This is a genomic window from Skermanella sp. (assembly GCF_059503625.1).
In genome coordinates this window covers 1-6,193 of the sequence record NZ_JCACHA010001007.1, presented here as the reverse complement: position 1 = coordinate 6,193, position 6,193 = coordinate 1, and the positions used below count along the sequence as shown (strand labels likewise).

The 6,193-nt window shown below is 58.2% G+C and carries 7 protein-coding genes; 2 read left to right on the top strand and 5 right to left on the bottom strand.

Annotation, left to right across the window (positions count from 1 at the left end; all coding sequences use genetic code 11):
* Positions 1-387 (bottom strand): helix-turn-helix domain-containing protein (locus AC5JJ6_RS36795; RefSeq protein WP_496046790.1); only part of this gene is annotated, 387 nt, incomplete at its 3' end.
* A 168-nt stretch (positions 388-555) separates the two neighbouring features.
* Positions 556-1,680 carry a replication initiator protein A gene (locus AC5JJ6_RS36790; protein WP_496046789.1) on the bottom strand — a complete coding sequence of 375 codons (1,125 nt, stop codon included), beginning with the start codon at positions 1,678-1,680 and terminating at the stop codon, positions 556-558.
* Between the two features lie 662 nt (positions 1,681-2,342).
* Here AC5JJ6_RS36790 and AC5JJ6_RS36785 point away from each other — a divergent pair.
* A complete protein-coding gene (locus AC5JJ6_RS36785; RefSeq protein ID WP_496046788.1) occupies positions 2,343-3,089 on the top strand; it encodes a ParA family protein in 747 nt (248 codons plus the stop codon).
* A 3-nt stretch (positions 3,090-3,092) separates the two neighbouring features.
* A complete protein-coding gene (locus AC5JJ6_RS36780; protein WP_496046787.1) occupies positions 3,093-3,728 on the top strand; it encodes a hypothetical protein in 636 nt (211 codons plus the stop codon).
* Between the two features lie 713 nt (positions 3,729-4,441).
* On the opposite strand, the gene AC5JJ6_RS36775 is transcribed toward AC5JJ6_RS36780, so the two are convergent.
* The 3 genes from AC5JJ6_RS36775 to AC5JJ6_RS36765 form a co-directional block, all read right to left on the bottom strand.
* Positions 4,442-4,630 carry a hypothetical protein gene (locus AC5JJ6_RS36775; RefSeq protein WP_496046786.1) on the bottom strand — a complete coding sequence of 63 codons (189 nt, stop codon included), beginning with the start codon at positions 4,628-4,630 and terminating at the stop codon, positions 4,442-4,444.
* On the bottom strand, positions 4,627-5,796 hold the full coding sequence (locus AC5JJ6_RS36770; protein WP_496046785.1) for a hypothetical protein: 1,170 nt from the start codon (positions 5,794-5,796) through the stop codon (positions 4,627-4,629). Before AC5JJ6_RS36770 ends, AC5JJ6_RS36775 begins: the two co-directional genes overlap by 4 nt.
* Positions 5,797-5,931: 135 nt before the next feature.
* Positions 5,932-6,090, bottom strand: coding sequence for a hypothetical protein (locus AC5JJ6_RS36765; protein ID WP_496046784.1), 159 nt, complete (start codon positions 6,088-6,090; stop codon positions 5,932-5,934).
* Positions 6,091-6,193 lie beyond the last annotated feature (103 nt).

Genomic DNA, 6,193 nt, shown 5'->3' with positions numbered 1-6,193 from the left:
GTCTTTTGATTCTTCGTAGTGACTCGTGTCAGTGGGCTGGACAGCGGAGTCACTTTCCTCTGACACCCTGCCGTCCGCTTCGCGGGCCTCTCGAGGCAGTCCGTCCTGAAGGCGATAGCGGCTGGCCCGCTGCCGGCCCTCGACATACTGCCGGTCATGCAGGATGAGCCCCTGCCCTTCCAGCTCGGCAATCGCGGCATGAACCCAAGCGCGCGAGCGCTCCAAGTCTAATGCTATAGTTTCCTGCCGGACCCAGATCCAGCCAGCCCGGTCGGCATAAGTAGAGAGAGTGGCGTAGACAGTCTTGGCGGCGACGGAGAGTCCCGGTCGGCGCATGACCGATGCGGACACGGTTCCCCAACGGCTGCCCTTTAGCTGAGCGTCCATGTTGTCTCCTGCGGAGGGAAAAAGCCCGCGGCAGACGGCATTCACCACTGCAAAAACTCCGACGGGAATCGGATTGCGCTTGTCGGGTGCTTCGGATTCGACTACGGTTCAGTTGTCTAGGCTGTGCGTAGTTGGATCCGTCCGCTGCTCACGTTCGGAAAGCCCGCTCTAAAGAGCGGGCTTTTCTGACTCTACGTCATCACTGAATTCTCCTCGTTCCGGGCATCGCTCGATGTAATCGAACAGGGGCGTGGCTTCCGTCTGGGCGTATTGCGCCGGAGGTCTAGCTTGGCCAGACTTCCGGGGAACCTTGCCTTTTCTTGATGCTTTCATTTCAAGGACGAAAGGCGTGGTCCGGGTTCGCACGATCACCTTCTGGTTGGCGACTGAGGGCCGGCCGGCCGCTCGCCGCTCCCTCGTCTCATACTCGTTGAGAATGACAAATTCATATTCCGGAAGGCCGGTTGCGCCGACCTTTTGCAGATATGATTTGAACTGGCGGACCGCCATGTCGCTGCCGGTCTTTCCGTGCAGTGTCCCGATTGTCGTATGCCAGGGTGTGCCTTGGACACACTGAACATGCGCTAGGTCATAGAGGCGCCTTTCAATGGGACCCAGGTAAAAATAGGTGTCGGGTATGGCGAGCATGTCGCCATCCTGTAAGATAGCCTTGTGCAGCCACTCGCAGAGAACAACGCAGACAAAGGTGCCGCCCTCGTCGCTGTCTTCACGTGATTTGACATAGGTTCCTTCGCTGAGCCAGTTGAACCAGCCCCTCGTCCGCTCGCCGCCCGTCCTGATCGTCGTCCGGATCGATGTCGTCCGAAGCCGTTCGACGATGTCTTCCACCCGGTCATAGCCGCTACCGCGGCTGCGGCTCGTCGCCTCGCAGAAATCGCTGAGGGTGAAGGTGAACGTCCTGTTTTCCCGATTTTTGTGATCGTTGGCGATTTCCGGATTGGTCTTGACGCGCTGCTGAAGCAGCGAAGCGATATACAGCAGCATATCACGATCGTAGATGGTCGCGATTCCGTTGCCATCGACGGCTTTGACCTCAACCACGATAGACTCGTCGCCGGTCGCTTCCTGGTACTTCAGGTTCTTGCGTCGCGGGGTCTTGCTAAGGTCGAAGAAGGGAAAGGCCAAAAATTTGCGGTCGGACTGGACACCACTCTGAAGCGGGCTGTCCAGCAGAGGAAGCTGATAGTCGACGTTGGACCGTCTTTCCGGAACAGTCGCACGCCGAGTACGGCTGGCCGTCTTTGCTTTCTTTCCAACAATAACATCCGACACAGCAGCCTCCGTGAACCTCTGATTGCTAACGTGAAACATGTTCAAGAGGTATGTCTAGCGTGAGAGTGCGCCCATCACAGACGAAACCTAAACTTTCGTGCGCCCATCGCAGACGGAATGTCCGATCATCGATCCTTCCCCTCAGGAACGACCGGCGGTGCTCGTGCTGTGCAACGCCTGAAGGCGCGGCAATCCAAGAAATCTGCGCCTATCACAGACGGAAACAGCGGCCTGAGTCGGGACTCGCGGGAATGTTTGAACTGAGTTGGCCGATCAGACGACGTACTGCGCCCATCGCAGACGATATCGCAGTGGCATCGCCTCTACCCAGTGCCCAGCTGCGCCCATCGCAGACAAAATGGACCGGCTTTGGATTACCGTAACTGGTCCTGCGCCGATCGCAGACAAAACCGCCCGACCGTCCGCAACAAAAAAGCGAACTAAAGCAAGTAAAATATATCTTGTATTTAATAAAGATTTTTTTTAAGATTTGTGGTGGATGATTGACCAGCCTGCCCGAGGCCAGCATTCGGACTGTTTACATGTAAACGACGGGGCATGTCGGACACAGGTCCGGCGCTTTTTCTCGTTCTTCTCCTCCGGAGCTATCATCGCTTTGCCATATCCGGTACAACGGCCCACAACAGCGTTGGAGGGATGTTATGGACGCTTCGGTGGGTGATAAGCCAATGTCAAAGCGAAAATCACGCGGTGACCTGCCCAACGTGTCCGCGCGGCAGGCACAGGCCGTCCCACATCCACACAGCAAGGCATCGAAAATATTCAAGGTTTTGCTCGTCACCAGTCCGAAGGGTGGGGTATCCAAGACTTCAACCGCCCGCAATATCGCAGTGGCGGCTGCACAGGACGGCTTGCGTGTTGCGACAATTGACCTCGATCCTCAGGGAACTCTTACCAGATGGTGGGGGAAACGCCCCGAAGAGGGGGTGGCGGCTATTCAGCACCATGCTTCGAGCATTGGCGACGCGACAGGCGCCATGAAGGAGGTTGCCGATGTGGATCTGCTGATCATCGACACTCCGACATCAGTCGAAGAATACATGGATGAAATGAAGCACCTGATCCTGTCGGCTGATTTCATCCTCGTACCCGTTGGTCATACCGGCGACGATATAGACTCCGTATCGCCATGGATGGGCGTTTGTCGTCAGCTTGGCGGACGGGCCGCCTACTTGCTGGCAAAGGTCAACCGGCGCGCCAATTCTTTTCTCGCTGCCAAGCATGAGTTGGTTGAGACTGGCGATTTATGTCCAATTGAAATCCCGACATACGAGGATGTCCATGTTCTCGGACGGAAGGGATTGGGCGTTGCTGAGGTAGCCGGCGCAAAAGGCTCTGCAGAATATATCGGCGTCTGGCGATATCTGCGTAACCAGATGGAGATTTAAGCGATGGCGATGATCACCAAGGCCCAAGCCAAGAGAATGCCCGACATCCGGGTAGAAAAGGCTCTGGACTCGTTGGCTCCTCTTCACTCGCGACAGCAGTTCGTAGCTGACATCCGGGGACAGTGGGAGGAAGTCCGCAAACGCTTCCTGCATATTGGCCAACGGTTGACTGAAGCTCATGCAGCTCTTGGGCGGGATGAGTATGAAGATTTGATCAATGGCCGCGAGTTGCCCTTTGGACGATCGGTAGCTGTGCAACTGCGTTCCGTGTATGAAGCGGTACGGGATGGGCGACTGCGGCGTGAGGAGCTTCCCGGAAGTTACGCGACCGCATATCAGGTAATTACCTTAAGTGACGAAGAGATCGATCTTGCCCGCAAGCGTCATCTGGTCCACCCTGAAGTGTTACGGCGAGAGATCGTCGCTTTCAAGCAATCGCTGCGTGAAACTTCCGAGAGCCAGAGCAAGCGTGAATGGCGGCTTCGCCGGTTAGCTACCGAAAAAGCTCGTTTGATAAAAAGATTGCGCATGATTGACGACGAAATTGCGCGTGTCATGAGAGGTGATGGTTCCGCGAATGAAGAGCCAGAAAGCGGCATGATTGATGGCAATAACAAAGCCTTTGAAGTTGCAAAATGAACTTAATTTATCGCTGCCGTGTGTTTACATGTAAACAGAACCATCCTTCGATGGGAGTTTGACACAGAAATCCGGGAGCGAGCGGAATGCGCCCTATTCTGCCGAACGCAGGCCATCCAGCAGGAGACGTGCCTGCCCAACTCGGTCATGATGATGGCCTCGCAGACGACCTTGGCCTCAGTTTTCCTGTGTCGGCAGAGTCCGGGCATGTAGGCCTCGACCAATAACGTTTTTGTACCGTAACATCGCCACTTCAGCCAATGAGCCCTTTTCGTCGTTCACCGCGCGCCGGCATCTTGGGCGAATACCATGGGCGGCGTTATCGTGGCATCTGGCCAACTCGTTGGTCTTGACCATATCGGTGAGTGCGTCGGCCGTAGAGGGACTCGCGTCGATTCACTGCCTGGACTACCAGACCAGCTCCACGATGTGCTGCCGGACTTCTTCGAACTGCTACAGGAGATTGAGGCGCAGCGCGTCAATGAGCCGGTGCAGGGCTGGGTAGCGCTTCTTCAAGCGTGGCCCTGCCTCGTATCACCTCCGCTGTTCCAGTGTGCGCCGCATAGGGTAATCGTCACTTGGAAAGGCGGATTCCAGTTCGCGGGCGAAGCTCCCCTTTCCTCGAGACCAGCGTCGTGCACCTCCGACAGATCCGTGATGGCTGGAACGTGCTGGTAACCGCCTGACCATGGGGACCGTCAACGGAATGGGGGTCAGGCAGCCATAGCCGTTTCGGAGGCGGGACTGGCTTTGAAGAGCTGTCCGAAGCCGGAGCCGAGTTTGCCGTTGAGAACGGCGCAGCGGACCTGGAGCAGGAGATCAGCGCCGCGTCGTGTCCAGCGCATCTGCTGGGACTTGTTCATGCGGCGGTTGACCAGGAAGTTGGCCGTTGCTTCGGTCAAGGAGGTGCCGACCCGCAGACCGGCGCGATGACGTTCGGCATAGTTGACCAGCCAAGTGCTTTGACTGGAGAGATAGTGGTCGATCTCGCGCAGCGCTTCCACAATCGGCGCCACGCCTGATCCCTTTTCCGGCCGCCTTCGTGAAAGGCCGGCATGACGTCGCGGATGCGCTCAAGGGTGATCTGCGCGTCCTTGGCCTTGCCGTTCCAGATCCGCCAGTGCAAGCGGTCGACCTCCGTGACGATCACTGCCCTGGCGTGCTCCCGCTCCGGCGTGTCGATCGGTAGAGTGCCGGCTGTCTTTTCGGCATGGTGCAGCCGCATGGCGATGTGGAACCAGTCCAGAAACGGCGGCTCGGTGACGCCGGCATTGACCAGGATCGAGCGCAGCTCGGAACAGCCGTCGGTGAACGCGCTGATCTCGGTCTCCTGTGCCTGACCGACCTCGGCTAGGCTGCGCTGGATCAGCGCCACGATCGAGGTGTCGGTCTTTGCCACGGCGGCGAAAACCTGCCGGGCTCCCCCGGATGCCTCGACATTGCCGAGCCGGACTTCGAGATGGCGCTGGCCCTCCTCGCAGCTGCGGATGAAGGTCGAGTCCAGCGACAGGGTGATCGCCGGGGCGGCGGCTGTCGGTTCGAGCGCGGCGGCGTCGCGCAACGCCTCGCCGAACTTCAGGGTGCAGCCACGCATGCTTTCATGGCTGATCCCGGCATCGACCGGCAGAAGGTGCCCGAGCACGCCGGCCGCAACCCGATAGGGCATGAGGGTGGACAGGTGGGCTTGGAGCTGAGCGAGCTCAGGCGTCGATCGGCAGCGCGCTGGCCAGTCGACAGCGGCCTTCCTCGTGCCGCAACCGGCACAGCGGAAGCGTGGCAGGCGGACAGTGACCTGGCCGAACAGGGTGGCGATCTGACGCGGGCGGTAGTCCTTGAGCTGACACACTGCCGCGCATGACCGGCAGCTCGGTCGCCAGATGGCAAGCTCCCGGCACTGGGTCGCGACGACTTCCTGCTGGATGAGAGCCAGAAGCTGCTTGCCTTGCGACAGAGTTACGCCCAGAGCCGCGATGTCGCCAGGATCACTTCGACCTACGATCTCCAGCACGTCGACACTGCGGCTCGAACCGTCAATCCCAGTTTCGACCAAGCGCAAAACCAACTTCATCCTCAGTCCCCAGCCGCTGAAACGTACGGCCGGTCATAGCTTGCTCAGCACTACTCCCCCATTCCTTTGACAGTCCCATATGACGACACGCCGGCGCGAGAGCAGTGCCGCGTCTTGGTCGAGAATATCGAGTGCTTACCACCAATCCCCCGCCGTGACAAAGACCGTCTTGCAATCGATATCGATACCGGCCGACAGGAAATCGTACATCCGCTTCTCGATCGGCGATTCTGGTGGCACGACTTCGTCTATCTCATAGCGTTCATAGATAGGCCTAGATATCGACAGTGCCATGATCCATCGTTCCCCGATCATTGGAAAAACCGGGAACGGGATTGTGGCACGTTTTCCTAATGCGTGTCACCGAGTTCTATATTTGATGCCCCCCGGCGGCCCG

Coding starts and splice junctions, on each gene's coding strand:
- AC5JJ6_RS36785 (WP_496046788.1), top strand. CDS start 2,343: ATGGACGCTTCGGTGGGTGATAAGCCAATGTCAAAGCGAAAATCACGC.
- AC5JJ6_RS36780 (WP_496046787.1), top strand. CDS start 3,093: ATGGCGATGATCACCAAGGCCCAAGCCAAGAGAATGCCCGACATCCGG.
- AC5JJ6_RS36770 (WP_496046785.1), bottom strand. CDS start 5,796: ATGAAGTTGGTTTTGCGCTTGGTCGAAACTGGGATTGACGGTTCGAGC.
- AC5JJ6_RS36765 (WP_496046784.1), bottom strand. CDS start 6,090: ATGGCACTGTCGATATCTAGGCCTATCTATGAACGCTATGAGATAGAC.